Source organism: Comamonas flocculans, from assembly GCF_007954405.1.
In the GTDB taxonomy this organism is placed as follows: Bacteria; Pseudomonadota; Gammaproteobacteria; order Burkholderiales; family Burkholderiaceae_C; genus Comamonas_C; species Comamonas_C flocculans.
In genome coordinates this window covers 3,171,015-3,192,372 of record NZ_CP042344.1, presented here as the reverse complement: position 1 = coordinate 3,192,372, position 21,358 = coordinate 3,171,015, and the positions used below count along the sequence as shown (strand labels likewise).

Sequence of the window (21,358 nt, the reverse complement as noted above, 5' to 3'; positions counted from 1 at the left end):
GCCGCCCCCAACGCCGCGCAGGCCCGTGCCCGACTGGCTGCAATTGATGTGGCAATCCCTCTGGCCGCTGCTGGTCGGAGGGATCAAGTTCACCGTCCCGCTCGCCGTCCTGTCCTTCGTCTTCGGCCTGGTGCTGGCGTTCTGGGCGGCGCTCGCGCGGCTGTTCGGGCCGGCGCCGCTGGTGGCGCTGGTGCGCTTTTACATCTGGCTCATCCGCGGCACGCCGCTGCTGGTGCAGCTCTTTGTGATCTTCTACGGCCTGCCCAGCGCGGGCATCGTGCTCGACCCCTTCACGGCCGCGCTGATCGGCTTTTCGCTCAACATCGGCGCCTACAACGCCGAGGTGATACGCGGCGCGATCGAAGCCATCCCGCGCGGCCAGTGGGACGCCGCCTATTCGATAGGCATGACGCGCGGCCAGGCCATGCGCCGCACCGTGCTGCCGCAGGCGGCGCGCGTGGCCGTGCCGCCGCTGGCCAATTCCTTCATCGCGCTGGTCAAGGACACGTCGCTCGCCGCGGTGATCACCGTGCCCGAGATCTTCCAGGCCGCGCAGCGCATCGCCTCGGTCACCTATGAGCCGCTGGTGCTGTACGTGGAAGCGGCGCTGATCTACCTGGTGCTGTGCTCGGTGCTTGCGTCCGCCCAGGTGCGGCTGGAGCGCCACTTCAGCCGCCATGCGGTGTTTGCCGAGGGCGGGCGGTGATTGCGCTGCAGGACATCCACAAGAGCTTTGCCGGCCAGGAGGTGCTGCACGGCGTGAGCGTGCAGATCGCGCCCGGCCAGGTGACGGCGCTGATCGGCCCTTCGGGCAGCGGCAAGAGCACGCTGCTGCGCTGCGTGAACCTGCTCGAAATTCCGGACTCGGGCACGCTCACCGTCGGCAGCGAAACCCTGCGCTTTGCGCCCGGCACGCGCCCGGCGCACGAGGCGGTGCAGCGCATCCGCCTGCAGACCGGCATGGTGTTCCAGAACTTCCAGCTCTTCGCGCACCAGAGCGCGCTGCACAACGTGATGGAAGGCCTGGTCACGGTCAAGCGTTGGAGCCGCGAGCGCGCGCGCGAACGGGCGCGGGCGCTGCTGGCCAAGGTCGGCCTGGCCGACAAGGCCGACGCCTGGCCCGCCAACCTCTCGGGCGGACAGCAGCAGCGCGTGGCCATCGCCCGCGCGCTGGCGCCCGAGCCCGCGGTGCTGCTGTGCGACGAGCCCACCTCGGCGCTGGACCCGGGCCTGGCGGCCGAGGTCGTCGCCGTGCTGAGCGACCTGGCGCGCGAGGGCATGACCATGCTGATGGCCACGCACGACCTGCGCCTGGCCGCGCAGGTGGCGAGCCACACCGTGTTTCTGGAGGGCGGCGCCATCGTTGAGTCCGGGCTGTCGCAGGATCTGTTCCAGCACCCCCAGGATCCCCGGACCCAACGCTTCCTGATCACGCTGCAAGGCTGAGCGCAACGCCGCGCAGCAGGAGCCACGGCGCGCCAGATACCCCGCGACGGGGAGCGTAGCCAGTCGCGACAGCCCTGCTTGCATGCGGACGGCAACCGCCTACCCGTGCGATGGCGACATGCCAGCCATGCCGCCGGCATTCGTTTCCCTGACCCCACCAGAACGCTGCGCCAGGCTATGAAGCGCCGCGCGAAAACTTGGGGCATCAAGGCGTGATAAGTGCTTGGGCTGTCAGTTTCGCGTAGCGTAATGAAATTGCACACGGAGGAACTACTCGCCCAGGGCGCCTGCACGATCCCAGTTGTAGATCACCAGCTCGCCGAAGCGCTTTCGAGCTCCTGCGCGGGCAACCGTGTAGGACAGCTCCACGCGATCCATGGCCAGGCCTTTGAAGGCCGCGCGCATCTCGGGGATGTCGTTGACCGAGATCACCATCTTGCCCTTGATGGAGCGAGCCAGGTCGGCCAGGCGCTCGTACTGATCCAGCGAGAAATCCACGCCGTAGCCTTCGGTGCCCCAGTACGGCGGGTCGCAGTAGAACAGTGTGGCGGGACGGTCGTAGCGCTCGATGCACGCGGCCCAGTCCAGGTGCTCGATGTACGTGCCAGCCAGGCGCAGGTGCGCCTGGGACAGGTCTTCCTCCAGTCGCAGCAGATTGAGCCGGGGTGGTGCGGTCGCGGCCGTGCCGAAGGTCTGGCCGTCGACCTTGCCGCCGAAGGCGTTTTTCTGCAGGTAGAAGAACCTCGCGGCGCGCTGGATGTCGGTCAGTGGTTCAGGCGGCGTGGCCTGCAGCCACTTGAAGATCTGGCGGCTGGTCAGCGACCAGCGGAATTGCCGCACGAACTCGTCGAGATGGTGCTTGAGCACGCGGTACAAGTTGACCAGGTCGCCGTTGATGTCGTTGAGCACCTCGGCCTTGGCCGGCTCCTTCAGGAAGTACAACGCCGCAGCGCCACAGAAGGGTTCCACGTAGCAGGTGTGCGCGGGGAAGTGCGGCAGGATGTGCTTGGCCAGGCGGCGCTTGCCGCCGATCCATGGAACGATGGGGGTTGTCATATTTGCAAGCCTCTTTCACTGGGGGAAATTGCTGATAGGCTTGACGCGCCTGTCGACAGGTGGCGGGTCTTCGCCGGGCTTGCAGCTTGCTCTGCAGGTTCGGGGTCTGGCCAGGTGTTAGCGCACCTGGGTGGGTCGCCCGTCTTTTTTCGTGTAGCTACATCGTGGCTCGCTCCTACGCCCGCGCCAGCGTCGGATACACGGCCCAGACCGCGCAGGCGCGCAGCTCGTAGCCCGGCAGCGGGTACCAGCTCTGCACCCAGCGCCCGTTGATCTTCGCGAAGACGTTGCCAACTTCGTAGCCGATGTCGATCTTGAGACGGATCGGCCCGAACCACTTGACGATGCCTCTGATCTGCCAGGCATCGCCGCTGCGCAGCACGGTGATGCCGTTGTCCGTCCACTCCTGCACGTCGGTTTCCACGGGGCATCCAAGCTCCCACGCAACGTACTCACATGCGTTGCGGCGATACCATGCTTTGCGCGCTTCGGGCGATCTCGGGTGCGCACCCGGGAGCCAGTAGTTGCGCTGGCAGGCAAGCTGGTAATCCACGCTCCCAGGGTCGGGATTCGCCCATCCATTCGGATCGGGTCTGCCGCCTTCGGGCGTGTCGCGCCAGATGCTGTTGTCGCCGTTGCAGGTCACATTGAGCACTGGCGCGATGTCCCATTCCGCAAGCTCGGGATGGCGGTCGATCAGACGGTTGTCTTCCCACGTGAGCAGCGAGGCGATCTTCCCGGCGCGGAAAAGCCGCACGAAGTGCTTGCGCCACAGCATCGGGCCGAGGGTGCCGCCGGTAGCAGCACGCGCGCTGGCGAGCGAGTGCAGCGCCTGCGCGTGCAGATCGTGTGGCACGCCAGCGAGTTGGAGGTATTGCGTGATGTTCATCACACAACCCCTCCCGCGCGCGTGCCGGTGTTGATCCAGGTGATATAGCTGTTGCCTTCGACGGCGTAGCCAGCTGGCATACCAGCATTCCCTGGGTATGCGGTGCCCGTTCCGCTAATGATGACGCCGCTACTGCCCGCCTCGCCTTGTGCACCCTCAACGCCGCCACGCCCACCTGTACCGCCTTTTATCTCCCAAGCAGGGGGAAAACCGGTGTCAGTTTTTGTTTGCCCTGCTGTGCCAGAAGTCCATGAAGCATAGCCGCCAGCAGACACCCCAGCGCCACTTCCGCCAGCGCCTCCTGATGCAGTCTGGCCGCCTGCAGTAGCATTGCCCCCGTAGCCGCCCGGGCCACCGCCGCCGATGATGCTGCCGAGATTGTCAATGGTGATTGCCTGCGCAACTTTGATCGCTGTACCGCCGCGCGAGCTGCCAGGTCCAACTTGCGCACCCAAAACTCGGGCGCCAGCGGCAATTTGTAACGTTAGCCCACCAGGAAAGCTGGCTGACGCTGCAGATGGCACATTGATAGCCCCTCCTGTCGTTGCCGTGATCGACACAATCAATGGCGCGGACGCGTTCCACCCGGCAGCGATCGCTAAATTGCGAATATTTGGGGCGAAGTAGTAGCTCGACAGGGTGAGAGTAAACGGCTGCACTCGCGCAATCGCGGCGCATGAAGCAACGACGCCGCTCATATACCGGCCCCGCTGATGACCCAGGTCGATGCTGTGTCGATCTTGCGCAGAACTGCCCAACCGTAGCCCTTGAGCGTAAATGGGCCGGTCTTTGTCGGATCGCCTGAGAGATACACCGTGGCGCCAGACTGCGCGGTGATGGTCAAGCCGCTGGCTGTGACGTTTTGCAGGTTGACGACGCTACCCTTGAGGAAGGCGACTGTTGCAAGCGTTGGAACGGTGATGGCGTGCCCAACGTCTACGCAATTGCCACGGTCAACGAGCTGCAGGGTGTAGGCACCGCTGGTGACGGTGCTGGTGGGGACGTCAAAGACCAGTGGATTGATGGGCGTGGCAAGCAGTTGAAAATCTGGCTGATAATCAATATACCCTGCAACCACCCACGGCATCGCGATTTCGCAATTACCGCCGGATTGGCCGAAAAGTAACGGGCCGGCAGTGCTATATCCGTCCCACGTACCGAAGATTCCTAACACCTTGACCCACCCATCAGTGGGGCGTACAACGGTGCCCAATACTGACAGCGGCTTAGCGTATGCCCGTATCCACATCCCCATCGTCATACGCCGTGGCAATGCCAAAGCGTTGACCGCGCCAATATACAACTGCATGCCATCCACCACGGGGCCTGCTGCGGCTGTACCTGTGCCGAACGTTATCCCCAGCACCCGAAACTGCGTTTGATAACGCCCCGGCATTCCGGCAGCAGTAAACAAATCTTGTACGGTTGCCGGTGTCGCAGGGGCGGCGCCGCCGTAGGTGGATGAATCGTAATAATTGCGGGCAGCTTCATAGAGCGTGGAGCCGTTGTAGCTACTGAAGAAACCACCTGGACTGAAAACGATGTCAGGCGCATCGGCATTGTTATTACTATTCGGCAGCGACGTATCGAACCGCCCCGAATCCGGCAGCAGATTTATTAGCGAGCCAGCGCTGATATTGGCTTTGCCCGCCTGCAGCTTGCCAAATGCCTGCAGCACCGTATCCGTCGCGGCAACGGCAGTGCTGTCGGAGAGGTCCAGGCCGGTGAGCGGCTTGTCCAGCACGCCGGCCGCCGCTTGCCCGGCTGATGCGGCCGCGTCCTGCGCGTGCTTCTTGGCGCTGTACTCGCCACCGGCGACCGGGGCATCGGTCTTGCTCGCCCAGTCCTGGGCGAGCTGGGCCGATGTGGCGGCGGCCGATGCACTGCCCTCGGCCGTGTTCTTGTAGCCCTGCGCGGCGTCGCGCGCGTCGGTGGCGGCATCGCGTGCGTCGGTGGCGCTGGTGGCGGCTGCGGTGGCCGTGTTCTTGGCCGCGACGGCAACGTCGCTCGCGTCAGCGGCCGCCACCGCCGCGCCCGCCGCCTCCACCGCGTTGGCGTGGCTGGCCGCGCCGATGGCGTTGGCCTTGGGGGTCAGCTCTGCGTTGACCCACGCCATGTTGGCGAGCTTGCGCGCGCTGAAGGTCTCTTTGTCGCCCGGGTCGGGCAGCACGGGCGGGTTGTCTATGGTGGGGGGTAGCGTGGGCATCAGGTGATTCCTCGGGTGCGCAGGCGCACTCGCGCCTGCTTGGGGTTGATGGCGGAGACGGTGGCGCTGACCAGGCCGAAGGTGTTCAGGTAGTCGTAGCGCGCGGCCGCGCTGATGGAGATGGCCACGGGCACGCCCAGGTAGCGCGCGATGACCTCGGCCACGCGGCTGGCCTGCACGTCGTCGAGCACGCAGGTGCCGCTGACGTTGACCGCAGGCACGCCGCGCTTGATGCGCATGCGCCCGGTGACGGGCTCCTCTTCGATGCGGCTCCTGTCGATCAGGTCCGCGTCAAAGACGAATTCGGGCAGGCCCAGCGTCTCCCACAGGCCAAAGGCCACGGTGCCTACGCCGGCAGCGGCGGCCCCGGCCAGGCTGGTCATGGTGATGAGCACCTCGGCCGCGGGGTGCAGCGGCAGGTTGTCGATCAAGAGGTAGGTGCGCTGGCGCGGCTCGCCAAAATAAAACTCCCACATCAGATCGCCCGTCAGATAGTCGTCGGTGGCGTAGGTCTGGTCGTGGTAGAGCGCGCCGCCGGGCGCGTCCCAGCACTGCACGCGCACCGAGCCGGTGTCGAGCGCGCGAAAGACGATGGAGCCAAACACGCCTGGGCGCACGCGCAGCGTGAGCGGCGAGGCGCCGGTGGTGACGGTGGATTCGTAATAGTCGGCCCAGGCCCAGCGGTTCGTTGGCCCTTCGTCCTTCCAGCGCGTGGGGTCGAGCTCTGGGGCAACGGTGCTCACGCCGCCCTTGGCGTCCTTGTAGACGCGGTGCGTGCTGGCGCGGATGCGCAGCTCACCGATGGCGGTGTCTTCGCCAGACGTCCATGCGATCTCGCCCACGCCCGCGTCCGGCTCGGGCACGGAGCAGTCGATGAGGCGCGCCTCGGTGATGGCGCGCGGCTCCAGCAGGCGGGCGTAGTCTGTCATGCCACGGCCGCCTCTCGGGTGTGCAGCACGGCCGAGCCGTTGGCCACGTCTTCCAATAGTTCAGAGACGCGGCGCTGGTGGTAGGCGCTGCCCTCGGTGTTGCCCTTGAGTGCGCCGAGCGCATCGAGCACTTTTTGCAGCAGCGCGGCGAGTTTGTCGGCATCGGCGCTGGCGATGCTGGCCATGGGCACGCCGTAGAGCTGCGGGGCGGGCGCCGGTGTGCCCGCATCCAGCATCAGCGGCGCCCAGGTGTCTGGCGACGGCAGGGGCGTGCCGGGGAGGCCCTTGCCGCCGATGGCGGCGTTGAAGCCCGCGATGGCCTGCGGCAGCGCCAGCAGCGCGGTGTAGGTGCCTTTGGCGTAGGCGAGCTGGTCGGCGGCGTTGTCCAGCAGCGCATCGAGCGCGCTGACCTGTGCCTCGCCAGCGAGCACCAGGCGCTCTTGCTCGCTCAGCGCCGCCTCGCTGCCAACCTGGAGTTCTTCGAGTTTGTTGGCGAGCACCATGCGAAGGAACTCGGTATCGCCCCAGCCCGCGTCAAGCTCGCGGCGCACTGCGTCGACGGCGGCTGCGAGCTGCTCTTGCTGGGGCAGCGCGCTGTCAGCACGCCAGGCGCTCAGGGCCTCGTCGATGAAGGCCCAACCCTGCTGCGCCTGCCAGTCGGCGGTCTGCGCCACCTGGCCGCGCAGATCGGCGACCGCGCCGCGCAGGTAGCCGAAGAGGCTGGCGAATTCGCTCTCAAGGGCGCGCGCAGATTCAAGCGCTGTCTGTGCGCGCTCTTTCTCGGCGCCGACCGAGCGCTGCAGCGCGGCAAATGCCGCGTCCATGGCGTCGCTGGCCTTTGTTGCTGCGCTGGCGCTGCGGTCCACCGCGCTGGCGTAGGTGTTCACCGCCGGGGCGGCGCGCACCACGGGGATGGTGATGCGGCTGACGGCGGCGCCGATGTCGCGCATCGCGGCCTCGAAGGCCGGGTCGTTCATGATCTGGGCGGCGGCGCTGGCCACGGCGTTGGCCTGCTCGACCATTTGCGCGATCGACGCGCTGCTGACGGCGGCGCTGACGCTGGAGCCGGTGATGGCGGCCTGGATGACCGGGTCGACCACGCCGGCGACGATGATGCCGGTGATCTGGTTGGCGAACTGCCCGGCAATCGCGTTGTAGATGCCCAGCTGCACCGTCTGGGCCATAGCCGCGCCGGCGCTGGCGCCGTCGAAGCTGCCCAGCAGCGCCGAGCGGATGGTGCCGGCCAGCTCGGCGCCCGCATCGAACAGCTGGGGCGTGACGGCGGCAAAGGCGCTGGACAAATTGGTCAGCGCGGCGAAGGTCTCGCGCCCGGACTCGGTGGTGCGGTCCAGGCCTTCGATCAGCGCGCGCAGGGCGGCGCGGCTGGGCGGCATGGCGATGTCCAGGCGCTCGAATTCGGCGCGCACCGCGTCCAGCGCCGTGGTGTAGCGCTCTTGATCGGTGTAGTAGTTTTGGTGGTATGCGCCCAGGGCGGCGTTCATCGCGTCGATGCCGCCGTAGGCGTCGACCAGTTGCGATGCCATGTCGCCACCGGCCAGGCTTGCGTCGTAGAGCGTGAGACCCAGCGCGGTGAACGCGGCGCCCGTGGCCTGCAGGCTGGTGCCCAGGCGCGTCAGGGTGTCTATGGCCTGCTCACCGTCGCGGGCGAATTCCGACGGGGTATATGTGGTGGTGGTGACGTCGCGCGTGACGTCGGAGTAGCCGCCGTTGTCGCCGCTGTCCCAAAAGCCGGTGCGCACCCGTTCGGTGACCTGCTCGGTGCTCTCTTGCCAGGCGCCGATCAATTGCTGTGCCAGCTCGTTATCGGCTGCCTTGATGGCGGCGGCGATCTTGGCTTGCACTTCGGCATCGCTCAACGGCTGGCCATCGTTGTCCAGGCGGATGCCGAGCTGGCCATGGTCGCCCATGGTTTCTGTGCCCAGCACGGTGCTGAAGCCGTCGATCGTGTCGGTGGCCAGGCCCAGGGATTCGGCGAAGCCCTTGATGGCGGTCTTGCTGGCGTCAAACGAGCCCTGGATGGCTTTGTCCAGCGCCGATTGGCCGCGGTCCTCGACGAACCAATCCGGGCCACCGAAGAGGGTGCCCGACTTGCGCATGAGGTCGGCGTCGTGCACGCCGCCGGCCTCGCCCAGGGTGCCGATGAGGCCGCCACCGCGTTTTTCTGTCGTGCGAAACAGGCCCAGGGCGTTGCCCAGCAGCAGGGCACCGCCCGCAATGGCCAGCGGGCTGGACAGCAGCGCGCCGAAACCGCCCATGCCTGCGCCGCCTGCCTGGGCGGTGGCCGTGGCCCCGGCAAGACCAAATTCGCCGGTTTGCGCGGCGAGCATCGCAGCCTGCTGGCCGCCAAGGGCAAGGCCAGGCGTCATCGCGCCGTAGGCCGCCGCGTTGCCGAACAGAGTGCTGCCCACGCCGCCGAGCAAGCCCTGGCCGTTGAGCGCGCCGACCATGTTGTAAGCGGTGCTGGCGTTGCTGGCCAGGCCCAGAACACCGGTGCCTGTGCTGCCCAGGCCCACCGCGCCCAGGCCCTGCTGCACGATGCCGCTGACCACCAACGACACGGGGGTCATGATGGCGCTGATCACCGGGCGCAGCACCATGGAGTTGAACAGGTTGCGCGTGGTGTCGGCCAGGTTCTGCGCGAACCCCTTGCCGCTTTCAAAGCCGCGCATCAGCGCGTCGGTGAGGCTGCGGTTGATCTCGTCGGCGGCGGCCGCGCCCGCCTGCTGCCGGGCCTTGGCGACGGCGGCGATGCCCTCCTTGCGCTTGGCCTGCAGGGCGATTTCGCGCAGGGCCTGTTTCTCGGCATCCGAGAGGGCCATCTTGTCGATGGCGGCCAGCTCCTTGGCGTACTTGAGCTCGACCTGGCGCTGCGCGGTGATCTTCTCGCGCTCCAGCGCCGTGAGACCCGAGAGCTGCTGCTCGTCTGCGTAGGCGCGCGAGAGTTCCTCGGCACCGCGCAGCAGCTCATTGACGTGCTGCTCGGCCGCCTTGTAGTCGGCCCCCCGCAGCGCCGTCACCCAGCGCTCTTGCGCGGCGATCTTGCGCTCCAGTGAGGCGATGTATTTGGGGTCGAAGCTGTCGCTGCCCTGGGCCTCGGCCATCTGGTGCTTGAGCTCGGCCAGCGTCATCTCTTCGATGGCCGCCTTGGACTTGCCCAGGGTGGCGTTGGCGGCCTCTTGCGCCTTGGCGCGCTGCTCGATGGCGTCGGCGTCGGCGTAGTTCGCGTCTATGTCCGCCTGGTGGGCTTTCAGGGACTCCTGCAGGCCGTCGTTGCTGCGCAGCTGCGCGCCCAGGGCGTCGGCGATGGCCTGCTTCTCGCGCAGGCGGGCGGCGGTCTTGTCGTCGGTGACCTGCTTGAGCTCTTCGCCGATCTTCAGCGATGCACGCTCGCCCGCATTGAGCGCGCTCGCCGCGGTGCCCAGGGTGGAGAGCTGCTCGCCATAGAGCTGGGCGGCCTGCAGCTGGGCCTGCAGGCTGGCGAGTTCGCTGTCGGGCCGCCCAGGCGCGCCCGTGCCCGCGCTCTTGCGGTCTCTGTACTTCTGGCGGATGGCGTCGATGCGCTCGCGCAGCTGGGCCTCGGTGATCAGGCCGGCATTGAGCAGCGCCTGCCCTTCGGCTTCGGCGCTGCGGATGGCCTGCTCGCGCCGCTGGGCCTTGGTGCGCAGGGCGTCGCCCTGCTTTTCCCATTCGAAGTAGAGCTTGCGATCCGCCGCGCCTTTGGCTTGCAGCTGAGCAAGTGTTTCTTCCGTGCCGATCTCGGCTTCCAGCGCCGCGATCTCGTTCTCGATCTGCTGCGCGCGCTCGGATTGACCGCGGCGCGCCATGACGCTGGCCGAAGACTCCATTGCAAGGCCGCGCGTGTCAATGGCCTGCGCCGCCTGGTGCTGCGCGAGCTCGGCTTTCAGTGCCTGCAGCCGGTCGGACTTGGTGCCTTCGCGTCCGATGTTGAGCATGGCGTCCCAGGCGCTGGCGGCCATGTCTTTCACGCCGCGCCAGCCGCGTTCGATGGTGCCCAGGTTGGCCTCGATCTCGCCCGCGCGGGTAGTGAACGCGTCGGCCAGGGCATGCTGCGCGGCGGCGGCCGCGTCGCTGGTGCGGCCTTGCTCCTGCAGGGCCTTGATCTGCTGGTAAGTGCTCGTGGTGAGGAAGTTCATCCCCTCGTTGAGCTTCACGGTGGCCGCGAGCGGATCGCGCGCGAGCGCGGCGAACTTGGCCGCGGTGGTGCTGGCGGCCTGGCCGGTGGCGCGCTCCCACTCGATGGCGGCCTGCGCGGCCTCGCGCAGCATGCCGGTACCTACTGCGCCGGTGTCGGTGAACATGGCCAGCGTTTCAGCGGCCTGGGCCTGGGTGCCGGACACGCTGGCGATCTGGCGCGCGTAGCCTGCCAGCTGGTCGACCGAGGTGCCGGCGGCGTTGCCGGTGGTGACGATGGCCAGGCGGTAGTGGTCGGCCTCGGCCGAGCCGCGCGCGTAGGCGGTGATGAGCGCGCCGCCCGCGATGGCCAGCGCGCCCAGGCCGGTGGTGGCCACGCCGGCGGCGGTGACCAGCGCGCGCACTGCGCCGGTGGTGCTGCCCAGCGCCGCGCCGGCCTGGGCACCTTGCCCGGCCAGGCCGCCCAGGGCGGTGACGGTGTTGGTGACCTGGGCCGCGGCGCCGCGCAATGCATCGGCGTGCTGCGCGGCGCTTTGCGCGCCCGCCCTATGGGCCTGCGCGCCGCTGTGCACGGCCGCGCCCATGGCCTGTGCGGCGGTGGTGGTGCTCTGCAGCGCGCCGGTGACGCCCGCGCCGGCGCCTTGCGCCCGGGCGGTGAATTCTTGCAGCGCCCCACCGGCGCGCTTGAGCTCGGCCGTGAGCTGCGAGGCGTCGGCACTGACCTTGACCGCGACGTTGAATTCATTGCTCATGACGGGCTCTGTCTCTAATCACGCTCATTGCGCAGCAGCTTGGCTTCGCTCTCCAGAATCTGTACCTGCATCAGCACCGCGCGGCGTTTGCTGCGCTGAATGCCCAGCATGTCCATGGTGGAGAGCAGGCTGGCGCGGTCGATCCCTTCGTAATAGGCGACGCCGATGCCGACGACGACACGCCACTGGCTCCAGCAGCACACAAAGCATTCCCATGCGGGCCACAGCTCGGGCGGCAGTTCCCAGGCCTGGGGTTGCAGCGGCTCGTCGGCTTGCTGGGCGCCAGAGCGCGCGCGGTCGGGATCGGCGCCCAGACGCGCCCACTGGGCGCGCAGCTCGGCGTCTTCTTCCTCGGCGCTTTGGCGCGCATGCCGGGCACTCAGGAACCAGTGCCGGACGGCGCCTCGGAGTTTTTTTCCTGCTCCTGCGGCTTGAGCGCGGCCTCCTGCGCACGCACGTAGCCGCGCACCAGCGCGGCTTCCAGCCCGTCCCAGTCTTCGCACAGCTCGCGCCGCGTGGCGGGGGTGAAAGCGATGGCGTTGCCCGACTTGTCGCGCAGCTCCCAATCGACCAGGAGCGCGTCCAGGAACTGCTCGTCGGTGATGGGCTCGGCGGCCAGGTCGGCCTCGACCTCGGCGCGCTCGCGCGCGGTGAAGTTGCAATCGGGCGCGTCCAGCTGCGCGCGGATGCCGGCGCGCACCTCGGGCGTGAGCCGGTTGGCGCGGATGCGCCGGTCCAGCAGCCGGCGCTCGGAGGTCTTCAGGCGCGTGTAGCGCGCGCGGCCTTCGATGATCTCGGGCTGGCCGTTGTCGCCGATCAGGCGGTAGGTGACGGGTGCCCAGAAGGCGACGGAGGCGAGTACGACGGTCATGGCGGGAAATTCCTTTGCAATCGGTGAAACTGGTGGTGCGCTGGAGCCCTCACCCCGGCCCTCTCCCAGGGGGAGAGGGAGAAATACAGGGGTCAGCAGGCGATGGCCCATTCGTCGTTGCCGGCGTCGCTGGGGATGAAGCGCAGCGGCACGGTGATCATCTGGATGCCGTCCTGGTCGCTGAACGTGGGCTTGCCGATTTGCGCGCTGGTGGCGCTGATCGAGACGGTGTTGGTGGCCGCCTGGCCATGCTTGAGCAGCATGGGCACCTTGGCGGATGCGCGTGCCATCTCGATCCAGTTCTTGGTGGCCACGCTGGTATTGCGGAAGGTGACGCTGCCGGTGGAGGCGCGGCCGGTGATTTCCGTGGTGTCCACGTTCATCAGGTCTTGCTTGACGACCTGGTTGCCGAAGTCGAACTGGAAGCTGCTGCACGCGGCGGTGAAGCCGTCGAGCTCAAGCGTGCTGTTGAGCGCGTTCACGCCCAGCGGCCGCTGGAACTTGGCGTAGCTGACCGCGGGCATGGCGCCCACGTCTTCCACCGGCAGGAAGGAGCCGGTGAATTCGTACTGCCACTTGGGGATTTGCTTGGCGTCCACCGCGGCCTTGACGTTGGCGCGCGCGCCAGCCATCTTGTAGAGCAGCTTGTCGACCACGGCGTAGATGGTGACGCTCTCGATGTTGTCGGTGACGGGCGCGAAGACGGTGCCCGCGTCGACGTCCGGCGCCGGCGTGTTGGTGCAGCTCGCGGCGCAGGCGCGCATCAGCGTGGCCCAGCCAGGCAGGTCGCCCACGGCGGCGACACCGGCCAGGCCGACGCTGAACGCGATCTTGCGGTAGAGCGTGACCAGCGTGGTTTCCGAGGCACCGAAGTAGGGGCGGATCACGCCCTGATCGACCTCGTCGCCCTCGATCGGGGTGAGGGTGACGTCGGAGACTTCAATGGCGTCGGCCGCCACGGGTACGACGATGGTGCCGACGGTGGCTTCGATGGCCACCAGGACGGCCATCTTCTTGATGAACTTGGGGGCGCTCATGCTTGCTCCTTCAGGGCTGGGGATTGGGTGGCCTGCACCAGCACGCGCCGGCCGGCCTTCACGGTGTAGAGGCCGCCGCGGCCGTGCGCGGCGTCGGGCGGGCGGGGGCTTGCCGAGGCGGGCGCCGGGGGCTGAACCACGGCAGTGGCCACGTCGGCGGCGGTGTTGGCGGTTTCGGGCGCGGCTGGCGGCGTTTGCGCCTGGGTGGGTTTTGCATTGCGCAGGCTCATGGTTCGCTCCTGTCGTCTCACGGGTTGCTGAAGTAGCCGCTGTAGCCAAACTCGTCGGACCACAAAAGGCGGCCATTGCCTTCGAACTCGACGAGCTCGCCGCCGACGAACAGGACGGGGTCGCCCATCGAAGGGTCGGGCACGAAGCCGACCAGGGCGCGCTTGACACGCTGGCGCAGGGTCTTGAGATCGACCACGCCATGGGCGTTGCCGACATCGACCGCCTGCACCACGGCGAACAGGCGGTGCTCGATCTGATCGACCTCGCCGGTGTGGCCGCTCGCCTGCCCGCGCTCGGACAAAGGGATGAGGTAGGCCGCCGGCACGGCGCGGTTGGCACGCATGGCGGCGTCCAGGCCCGCGGCGGGCTCGATTTCGCGCAGCGCCAGGTCGGCGAGCTCGGTGCGCAGGCGCTGCAGGATGGCTTGCAGATCCATGGCGGCGGCCCGTCAGCGGAAGGCGCGCATCTGCTCGCGCCCAAAAACCAGGGGAGCGCTCTGGAAGCGCACGTCGGTGCTGCTGGCGTTGACGCTGGCAGCGGGGTCGCCTTCGCCGAGGCTGAACTTGCCCACGGCCAGCAGGCCCAGTAGCCGCAGCGCATCGCGGTAGTCGCGTGCCACGGGGTCCTTGGCCTCGTCGGTCATGCGGTCCTTGTTCAGGTAGTAGCGCGTGATGGCGCGCGCCCACACGGTGAGCATGCTGCGGCCGGCGCTGCCCTCGGGCAGCTGCAGCGGCAGCTGGTAGCCGCGCTGCACCAGGTGCCCGTCAATCAGCGCGCCGGCCTCGGACACGGCGTCTTGCACGCGGGCCAGCGCCGCGTCGGCGGCGGCGATGTCCTCGCCCGTCCAGGCGCTGCGCTCCAGGCCGCGCAGCGTGGCGTCCATGAGCGCGTCGTCGCGCACCATCTGGTGCGCCGCGCTGGCGGTCTGGGCGATCTCGCGCGCTCCGGGGCGTTCGGCCAATTCGGCAGGGGTGATGTAGGACATGGCGCAGGTGTTCAAATTTGCCGGGGCTCTACCCAAACCCTTCCCGTTATCCAGCCCCGGCATGAGGTTGGCGGTGGAGCTCCCCCTGGGCTCGCCGCGCGCGTGGGGAGCGCTGCGCGCGGGTCGAAGCCCTTCGCTGGTGTGGTATCAGTTCTCGGTGGCCGCGGATGCACCGCCCGCCGAGGGCAGTTCGGCCCCCTGGTCGGCGGGGACTTCGAGCAGCAGCGTCACCAGCATGGGTTCCGTGCTGAGCTGCTCGACCTGCTCTTGGGTCAGCTCATCGAGCGCCACGGTGGTGGTGCCGCTCCAGGCGCGGCCCGCGCGGCGGAAGCCGTCACGCTTGGAGACGACTTGCAGCACCTGGCGCGTGGCGCCGTCGCCTTTGGTGGCAGGCGCGGGCGCGCCCTTGGCGGAGTTGTTTCGTTGGGTTGCCATGTTTTTCAGTCCTTGAAACCGGGTTGCGATCAGGCGGTAAGCCACGAGCAGACGACCACCTTGGAGAGGCCCCGCATGACGTTGGTGGCGCCGCCCGCCAGGCGCTCGGCCTGCACCACTTCCAGCGCGGCCTGCTCCAGGTTGGGCGGCACCCACAGCTCCTTGCTCTGGATGACCAGTGGCTTGCCGTTGTCGCCGCGCAGGCTCTGGTGAGCGGCGCGCGCGTCGGCGTAGCTCTGCACGGTGAGCGCCTCCTTGGAGGCGTAGGCGAGCTGCCACAGGCCAAGGCCGGCGTTGCCGCGACCATCGGCCCCCCAGATGAATTCATTGCGGCTGAAGACGTTCTCGTCGGTGAGGCTGGTCTTGGCGGTGAAGGCGTAGTCGCGGCGCTTCTGGTAGAGCACCGGCTTGATGACCTTGCTGGTGTCCAGCAGGAACCACGCCGTGCCCGCGCCGCCCTGGAAGTTGCTCACGCTGGCTTGCGCACCCGGGGCGCCCACGGGGTGGTCGGTGTCGAAGAAGTACTGGCCGTCGTAGCAGGGCGTGCTGAAGCCGGCGTTGAGCAGGCCGAACACGAGCTCGTCCGGGTGCAGCGCGGCGTCCTGCCCGAGCTGCTGGATGACGGGGGTATAGACGCCGTACTGGTCGTCCTCGATCTCCTCGCGGCCCACGGCCACGGTGTTCTCGAAAGTCTTGTTCTTGATGGCGTAGTCGTGCAGCACCAGGTTCTGGATCTGGCGCTCGCCGATCCATTCACGGAACCGCGTGATCTGGCCCAGCCAGGCGTACTTGGTCTCAGCCGTGGTGCTGGGCACGAGCGTGGCGGCCTGGCTCCACATGGGTGCGGCCTGCGCCAGTGCGCCGCGGAAGGCGCCGCTGAAGGCCTGGTTGAGGATGGCGAGGTTGCTGTGGTTGATTTGCATGGGGTGAAACTCCGTTGCAGTAGTGGCTGCAGTGGCGGCTTAGCGGAAGTCGACCCAGACGCCGTCGGCGTCCACGTCGAACACCTTGCCCGCGCGCGAGCGGGTATTGCTGGCGTGGGTCTTGGCCACCGTCTGGTCATCGACGATGTAGCAGTCGCTGCCGAGGTCGGCCAGGGTGATGGCGTCGGCTGCTGCGCTGTTGGCAAAGCGCGCGGGGCGCCGGTCCACGCGGCAGCGCAGCGCGCCGGCGCCGCCCAGGGTGTTGTCCGCCACCGCGAGGGCCGTGCCCGCGCCCTTGAGGGTGGCGCTGGTGCTGCCGGGCACGGCATAGCCCGCCGCGTTGATGGCCACCAGCGCGCCGGTGAAGATGCGGGCGCCGGCCGCCACGGGCGGCTCGATCTGCAGGCCGTCGCGGCGCAGGGTGTTGCGGTCTTGGGTGAGTGCCGTCATGGCTGTGGCTCCTTGGTTTGCGGTTCAGGCGGCGGCCGTGGCGCTGGCACCGGCCTTGTATTGCTCGGGGGTGAGGCCCATGGCGGTGCACACGGCCAGCTCGGCGCTGGAGAGCTGCGCGTCGCCCTTGGCGGTGCCGCCGGGCGGCAGGCCGCCGGTTTGCGTGCCGGCGAGCGCGGCCACGGGTTGCGCGGTTTGGAGGTAGGCGGTGAGCGCGGCGACGTCGGTCTTGCCCAGCTCGCGCGCCCACGTCTCCATGGCGGGCAGCAGGCGGCCGTCGGCCAGCGCGGGCTCGATCAGGGCCTGAACGTCCGCCGCCTGCTGGCGCGCGGTGAGCGCGGCGATCTGGCTCTGCAGCGCGGTGACGGCCTCCACCGGCACGAACCTGGCGGGGTCGGCCTGGCTGGCGCGCAGGCTGGCCACCGCGCCGGTGACGGCCTCGGCCGAGGCATCGGCGGCCAGTTGCAGCGCGCTGCAGGCGGCGGTGGCGACGGCGGCGCGATCCTTGAGGGATGGCAGCGGGCCGAGGGCCGCGAGCGCGGCCGTGGCCGCCTCTTCGGTGGTGGTCTCGGGCAGGCCGAGGGCGGCGAGCAGCGCCTTGAGCAGAGGATTCACGGAGGGCTCCTGTGGGAGTGGGTCGGGGAGGAAAGCCGCCGTGGCGGCGGCCATGAGGGAAAGCGGTTGCATCCCCTGGATGCCGGGGTCGTTGGTGAGCGCGCCCATGAGGATTTCGAGCACGCTGCCGTCCACCGTCGAATAGGTGAAGACGGGGCTGAAGTAGAGGTACTCCCGGGCGTCGATGGCGGCGGCGGCGCGCGCGGTCATCTCGACGGTGCCAAACAGGCCCTGGCCTTCGACCCATTCGAGGGACTTGGGCCACCCGGCGGCGGGCGCGGGCTGGCCGTTCTTTTCCTTGTGCAGGGTCTGGTGCTCGTAGTCGATGACGAGCGGCTTGCGCCGGGCCTTGAAGCGCTCGATCACGCGCGCGGCGCTGGCGGCGTCGATGCGCCAGGCGCTGACGTCCTCGGGGCGGGTGTCGCCACTGCGAAACGGCCCGGCGGGGAAGAACTGCACCCGGCGCAGCAGGCCTGCGCTGTCCCCCGCCGCCTGCACGGCAAAGGTGCAGGCGGCGATCGCTACAGCGCTACGCTCACGGTGGGTGTTGGGGGAAGGCATGCCGCCATGGTCGGCATGCGGGCACGTCAAGTCATGGGAACCAGGACACTATCCGTCGGCCCCGTCCAGCCAGTGCGCGAGGATGTCGCGGATCTTGCGTTCATCCTCGGCGCTGATGCCCAGGAACGGGCGCGCCGGTATCTTGACCTGGTAGGCGCCGCGCGTGACCCAGCGCTCGGTGACGCCGCGGGTGTGGGACTTCTTGGCGAACAGCACGCGCCCGGCCACGCTGCGGTAGCGCGTCTTGCGCGACTGGGCGTGCTGCTCGATGGTGCCGCCGAGCTGGTGGATGGCGGCGTACTCCTGGTTGGAGCCGACCTCGACGGTGCGCGCGTCGGTCACCTGGTAGTGGATTTGAGAGCGCAGGTAGCCGCGCAGCGTAAGGATCTTGTCCTGGTTGTACTTCTTGCGCCGGGCGTAACGCGCTTGCAATGGCGCCCAGGGCGCGCCGTCGGGCGCGGTCTGGGTGGTAAAGCGGCGCTGGGCGGATTCGGTCAGGTATTCGCCCAGCCGCGGCATGAGGCTGGCCATGCCCAGCTCGGCCAAGCGTGCCAGCCGAGCGCGGGCTTGGGCATCGTCCACGGTGATGGTGAGGTGGGTTCCGGCCATGGTGCAAGGCTCCTACAATCGCGTTACTTCATCGGGTGAGACGGCCGTGCCAGGCCCTGCGTCCCTACACCCGGAAGAACCCAGCATGTGGCGCCGTGCTGGGTTATCCATTGTTTTGAGCCTGCAATCCAGGCCACCCATCGGACGGGCAGCGGCTGCCACCGCCTCCAATCCCACGTCCGGGTGGCCAGCATGTGGCGGCGTGCTGGCTTTTTTCATTCCTGTCCCCTGCGATACAGGCGCACGCCAATGCGCCACCCTTCGGGTGCCTGATTCGGCCCGGCGAAGGCGGTGACGCCGCTCCAGCCGTCCGCGCCGTTTTCAAAAACGACCAGGGCGGGAGCAGCCTCCCCCTCCACCACGAAGCGCGCGATGTAGCGGCGACGCACCACGGCGCGCTGCTGGCCGTAGAGCCATTCGACGCGGGTCCAGATTTCATCGGGGGCGAGCAGCGCATGGGCAAGCAGCGGCATGAAGCGGCCACGGCCGCGCTTGTCGGCCTTCCATTCGCCAGCTGCATCCTTGAACAGATCCGCGCCCACCACGATGCGCTCGCCGAGCACGTCCTTGATGATGGCGGCCGTCTGAAGCGTGGCGCCCAGGATTTCGAGGAAGGCGCGCGCATAGTCCTGCGGCGGCAAGCCCGCGGGCAGCAGATCGGCGGCAGGCACGTTGCGCGCGGGCGGCAGTACGTCGAGTGGGCGGCGATTGGGCAACCCCTGGCCACCGGTGCTGCCCGGGATGGGTGGCGTGGGCCGCTCTGGCGGAATGGCGCTTTTCAGGCGCGCGCTGCCCGGCGCGTATTCAAAGCCGGGGTCTATCCCCTCGGGCACGCGCACGGTGCGCGGGCCGTTGATGCTGCGCTGGCCGATGGTGCGCTGCACCCATTGGACGGGTGGCGCCTGGTCGGGGCCGCTTTTGCCCAGGCGCACCAGGTCGCTGGCCCAGCGCCCGCGCACGGTGCAATGGCAGCCCCAGCCGTTGGGCGGGAAGTGGGTTTGCCACCAGGGGTCGTCGCGCTCCAGCAGCAGCCCATCCCAGGCGACGTGCTGCTCGCGCGGCTGCTGCACCCAGTCCTGGTGTTCGTACTGCCAGTAGGGCGCGGCCTGCAGCTGCTGCCAGCGCCCGGCCGCGTAGCTGGTGGCAAGGTTGGTGTCGTAGATGACGCGGCTTCGCCAGTCGCGCCCGCCGTTGTAGTCCCAGCCGTGCGTGGCAACGATGCGGTCGAAATCGCGGCGAAAGTCTTGCAGCGTGCTGCCGCCGAGGATGGCCTTCTCGACGGCCGCGCGGAAGTCGGCGACGATGGCGTCGCGGTTGGCACCGGCGACGACGAAGGCCCAGTCGTGCATCCAGGTGTAGATGTCGGTCCAGCCGGTGGTGGGCAGATTGAGCTTGCGCCGGAAAAACTGCGCCGTCTCGGCAAACGGCAGCGATCCATAGGCCGCGCTGCTCATGCATGCCCCCCACGCGCGTCAGGCGTGTTTATAAACACGGTTGGCGCGCAAACCCGGGGCGACGTAGCCGCGAGGCCGCAAACGGGCGCCACGGGCCGGATTTCAGTCATGCAGCCCTCCGGCTTCTTGCAGCACCTCGTAGCGACCGGCCAGCTCGGCGGCGCGCAGGGCCTCGGCCATGGCGGCGGCGTACTGGTCCAGCGTCATGCCGGGCAGCAGGGCGTCCAGGCCGTCGCGGATCTCGGCGAGCGACTGCGCGCGCATGACGAGCTCGCGCACCTGCTCGATCCAGCCGGCCACGGCCGGGGCCAGGTCGCCAGCCAGGCGCGGCTGCATCTGCGCGGGCGGGGGGGCGCCCTCACCCCGGCCCTCTCCCAGGGGGGGAGGGAGGGCAGCAAGGGATGCCGTGGGTGAGCGGCCCTCACCCCGGCCCTCTCCCAAAGGGAGAGGGTGAGAAGTCAGGGCGGCGGCGGGCAGGAGCACGGGCTCGTTGCCCTGGGCCACGGGGATGCCGAGCTTTTCATGCACCCACGCAACGGGCGGGCGCACGCCCATGTTCACCAGCGCGGGCAAGCCCTGGCTGAAGGCGGTGAGGTCTTCCCTCTCTTGCGTCTTGAGCCGGAACTGCGGCAGGCGGCGCAGGCCGCCCGGTGCCAGGCCATTGAGCGAGGCGACGGCGAAGACCAGGTCGCGCGTGAGCGTGGTGTTGGCCTGGCGGATGTCGCCATCGCGCAGGTCTTTGCGCACTTCGTTGTGCACGTTGCCCAGAGCGTTGGTGCTGGACTTGCCGTCGGCGCCGCTGGTGAGGGTGCCGCCGAGGATGACCTTGGACTGGTTGCGCTCGCACCAGGAGATCATGAGCTCGAAGGCCTTGGGGTCGCCCGTGGCGGCGTTCTCGAATTCGATGAGCATGCTGTCGGGGACGATGCCCGCCGCGTTGTGCCCCACGGCGGCGACGGCGCGCAGCAGCGTGGCCTTTTCCTTCTCGCTGGCGCTGGCGGGGTATTTGCCGATGCGCAGGGGGATGCCGTAGATCTCCAGGAATTCGGCGAGGTCGCCCACGCTGTAGTTCTTGAACAGGTAGGTCCACACGAGCTGGCGAAACAGCGCCGAGCGCTCCAGGTAGCCGCTCTTGGCCTTGTGGATGTGGGTGATCCAGCCGAAGGGCTGAAGCGGCGCACCCATGACGCCGTCCACCACGTCGAGCGTGCGCAGGCGCAGCTCCTGGCGGTAGCCGCGGTGCAGCGTGAACCAGCCTTGCGGGCGGTGGGTGATGGTCTTGGGCACCCACCAGCGCTCGACGCGCTGCCACTGCATTTCCAGGCAGGCGTAGCCCTTGCCGATGGCGTCGGTGAGATCGAACACCATGTCTTCGAAGTCGGGGATTTCCATGAGCAGCTCACCGAGTTGCGACGCGCGCTTTTTCTCGGCGGCATCTGCGCCTTCGGGCGGCACCACGTCCCAGTCGAGCACGCAGGCGCGGCGGCGCTTGCCCATCTCGGCGGCGATGTGGCCGTCCTTCTCTTCCATGTCTTCGAAGAGCTCAAACTGGGCGATGAGGTCGCCGGCTTCCGCCGCGTCCAGAATCTTGGCCAGGCGAGACGGCGTGAGGCCGCGCGTGGGATGGGTCTGCAGCTCGCGCTGCAAATGCAGGAGCCGCGAGGTTTGCGGCTCGGCCAGGTCAGGCATGGCGATGGGCTGGCCATCGGGGCCAAGGATGCGGGATGTGGCCATGG

At 68.4% G+C, this 21,358-nt stretch carries 21 protein-coding genes; 2 read left to right on the top strand and 19 right to left on the bottom strand.

Annotation, left to right across the window (positions count from 1 at the left end; genetic code table 11):
- Positions 1 to 25: 25 nt before the first annotated feature.
- Complete coding sequence (locus FOZ74_RS15290) at positions 26 to 706, top strand: amino acid ABC transporter permease (RefSeq protein ID WP_146913910.1); 681 nt, start codon at positions 26 to 28, stop codon at positions 704 to 706.
- A complete protein-coding gene (locus tag FOZ74_RS15285; protein ID WP_146913908.1) occupies positions 703 to 1,446 on the top strand; it encodes an amino acid ABC transporter ATP-binding protein in 744 nt (247 codons plus the stop codon). Before FOZ74_RS15290 ends, FOZ74_RS15285 begins: the two co-directional genes overlap by 4 nt.
- A gap of 270 nt (positions 1,447 to 1,716) precedes the next feature.
- On the opposite strand, the gene FOZ74_RS15280 is transcribed toward FOZ74_RS15285, so the two are convergent.
- The 19 genes from FOZ74_RS15280 to FOZ74_RS15190 form a co-directional block, all read right to left on the bottom strand.
- On the bottom strand, positions 1,717 to 2,502 hold the full coding sequence (locus FOZ74_RS15280) for a DNA adenine methylase (RefSeq protein ID WP_146913906.1): 786 nt from the start codon (positions 2,500 to 2,502) through the stop codon (positions 1,717 to 1,719).
- A 175-nt stretch (positions 2,503 to 2,677) separates the two neighbouring features.
- Positions 2,678 to 3,391, bottom strand: a complete 714-nt coding sequence (locus tag FOZ74_RS15275; RefSeq protein WP_146913904.1) for a hypothetical protein — start codon at positions 3,389 to 3,391, stop codon at positions 2,678 to 2,680.
- Positions 3,391 to 4,089 carry a hypothetical protein gene (locus tag FOZ74_RS15270; protein WP_146913902.1) on the bottom strand — a complete coding sequence of 233 codons (699 nt, stop codon included), beginning with the start codon at positions 4,087 to 4,089 and terminating at the stop codon, positions 3,391 to 3,393. Before FOZ74_RS15270 ends, FOZ74_RS15275 begins: the two co-directional genes overlap by 1 nt.
- Complete coding sequence (locus FOZ74_RS15265) at positions 4,086 to 5,597, bottom strand: hypothetical protein (RefSeq protein ID WP_146913900.1); 1,512 nt, start codon at positions 5,595 to 5,597, stop codon at positions 4,086 to 4,088. Before FOZ74_RS15265 ends, FOZ74_RS15270 begins: the two co-directional genes overlap by 4 nt.
- A complete protein-coding gene (locus FOZ74_RS15260) occupies positions 5,597 to 6,526 on the bottom strand; it encodes a hypothetical protein (protein ID WP_146913898.1) in 930 nt (309 codons plus the stop codon). Before FOZ74_RS15260 ends, FOZ74_RS15265 begins: the two co-directional genes overlap by 1 nt.
- Positions 6,523 to 11,451 (bottom strand): phage tail length tape measure family protein, encoded by a 4,929-nt coding sequence (locus FOZ74_RS15255; RefSeq protein ID WP_146913897.1) that lies wholly within the window; start codon positions 11,449 to 11,451, stop codon positions 6,523 to 6,525. Before FOZ74_RS15255 ends, FOZ74_RS15260 begins: the two co-directional genes overlap by 4 nt.
- 14 nt (positions 11,452 to 11,465) lie before the next feature.
- Positions 11,466 to 11,654: a DUF1799 domain-containing protein gene (locus FOZ74_RS16435; RefSeq protein WP_255437672.1), complete on the bottom strand. Its 189-nt coding sequence runs from the start codon at positions 11,652 to 11,654 to the stop codon at positions 11,466 to 11,468.
- 176 nt (positions 11,655 to 11,830) lie between these two features.
- A complete protein-coding gene (locus FOZ74_RS15245) occupies positions 11,831 to 12,322 on the bottom strand; it encodes a hypothetical protein (RefSeq protein ID WP_146913895.1) in 492 nt (163 codons plus the stop codon).
- A 92-nt stretch (positions 12,323 to 12,414) separates the two neighbouring features.
- Entirely contained in the window at positions 12,415 to 13,359 is a 945-nt protein-coding gene (locus FOZ74_RS15240) for a hypothetical protein (RefSeq protein WP_146913893.1), read from the bottom strand.
- The gene (locus FOZ74_RS15235) at positions 13,356 to 13,589 is read right to left on the bottom strand and encodes a hypothetical protein (RefSeq protein WP_146913891.1); all 234 of its coding nucleotides are present in this window, start codon (positions 13,587 to 13,589) and stop codon (positions 13,356 to 13,358) included. The genes FOZ74_RS15240 and FOZ74_RS15235 overlap by 4 nt, the downstream gene beginning before the upstream one ends.
- A gap of 17 nt (positions 13,590 to 13,606) precedes the next feature.
- Positions 13,607 to 14,026: a phage tail terminator protein gene (locus tag FOZ74_RS15230; RefSeq protein WP_146913889.1), complete on the bottom strand. Its 420-nt coding sequence runs from the start codon at positions 14,024 to 14,026 to the stop codon at positions 13,607 to 13,609.
- Between the two features lie 12 nt (positions 14,027 to 14,038).
- Positions 14,039 to 14,575, bottom strand: a complete 537-nt coding sequence (locus FOZ74_RS15225; RefSeq protein WP_146913887.1) for a DUF1320 domain-containing protein — start codon at positions 14,573 to 14,575, stop codon at positions 14,039 to 14,041.
- Positions 14,576 to 14,722: 147 nt separating this feature from the next.
- Complete coding sequence (locus FOZ74_RS15220) at positions 14,723 to 15,010, bottom strand: HI1506-related protein (protein WP_146913885.1); 288 nt, start codon at positions 15,008 to 15,010, stop codon at positions 14,723 to 14,725.
- 29 nt (positions 15,011 to 15,039) lie between these two features.
- On the bottom strand, positions 15,040 to 15,933 hold the full coding sequence (locus FOZ74_RS15215) for a Mu-like prophage major head subunit gpT family protein (RefSeq protein ID WP_146913883.1): 894 nt from the start codon (positions 15,931 to 15,933) through the stop codon (positions 15,040 to 15,042).
- Between the two features lie 39 nt (positions 15,934 to 15,972).
- A complete protein-coding gene (locus FOZ74_RS15210; RefSeq protein ID WP_146913881.1) occupies positions 15,973 to 16,383 on the bottom strand; it encodes a hypothetical protein in 411 nt (136 codons plus the stop codon).
- Positions 16,384 to 16,407: 24 nt separating this feature from the next.
- On the bottom strand, positions 16,408 to 17,559 hold the full coding sequence (locus FOZ74_RS15205) for a phage protease (protein ID WP_146913880.1): 1,152 nt from the start codon (positions 17,557 to 17,559) through the stop codon (positions 16,408 to 16,410).
- Between the two features lie 48 nt (positions 17,560 to 17,607).
- Complete coding sequence (locus FOZ74_RS15200; protein WP_146913878.1) at positions 17,608 to 18,168, bottom strand: phage virion morphogenesis protein; 561 nt, start codon at positions 18,166 to 18,168, stop codon at positions 17,608 to 17,610.
- 215 nt (positions 18,169 to 18,383) lie between these two features.
- Positions 18,384 to 19,622: a PBECR2 nuclease fold domain-containing protein gene (locus FOZ74_RS15195; RefSeq protein ID WP_146913876.1), complete on the bottom strand. Its 1,239-nt coding sequence runs from the start codon at positions 19,620 to 19,622 to the stop codon at positions 18,384 to 18,386.
- A gap of 102 nt (positions 19,623 to 19,724) precedes the next feature.
- Positions 19,725 to 21,356, bottom strand: coding sequence for a DUF935 domain-containing protein (locus tag FOZ74_RS15190; RefSeq protein ID WP_146913874.1), 1,632 nt, complete (start codon positions 21,354 to 21,356; stop codon positions 19,725 to 19,727).
- Between the last annotated feature and the right edge of the window lie 2 nt (positions 21,357 to 21,358).